The organism is Caulobacter sp. SSI4214, from assembly GCF_012184455.1.
GTDB classification, from domain to species: Bacteria; Pseudomonadota; Alphaproteobacteria; order Caulobacterales; family Caulobacteraceae; genus Caulobacter; species Caulobacter vibrioides_E.
The window spans coordinates 1-501 of the sequence record NZ_SZWJ01000192.1; the positions used below are offsets into that span (position 1 = coordinate 1).

Sequence of the window (501 nt, forward strand, 5' to 3'; positions counted from 1 at the left end):
GGTGACGTTCTGATGCGTTTGCGGTTCGGTGCGATATTGCTGCTGACTGCGGTCGCGGCTTGCGATCGCACCGGACCTACTCCCTCGGCGTCAGGCCAAACCGCTTCTGAGGTAGTGCTCAAGCCTGCTAGCGTGATGCTAACGGATGTCTTCATTGCCTCGGCTCCGCTAGGCTTCAAGCTTTCGAAACCCGACAAGCGGATGGACTTCGATGTCTACGAAGTCCGAAAAGGCCCAACGACGTACGTTAAAATCTATGTCGGCAACTTTCCGACCTTCCCATCCGAAGGTGAAGAACGCACCGCTCCGAGCAAGCCCATTGTTCCCGAAGCAGCACGGATCAAACATCCGAGCGGTGCGGAGACGGACGAGTTTCTATTGCCAACTAAGAAGACCAATGGGCCACGCGCGATTCATGTTTGGGCGTTGGAGGTCCCTGGCGACCAAGACACCGCAAACAGGATCGCGGCCAGCGTGAAAGTCAGAGAGTAGGCCCATGAC

Annotated in this window: 1 protein-coding gene; it reads left to right on the plus strand. The window is 56.9% G+C overall.

The window, feature by feature from the left end:
* Positions 1-492 (plus strand): hypothetical protein (locus FCU40_RS23050; protein ID WP_206677371.1); only part of this gene is annotated, 492 nt, incomplete at its 5' end.
* Positions 493-501 lie beyond the last annotated feature (9 nt).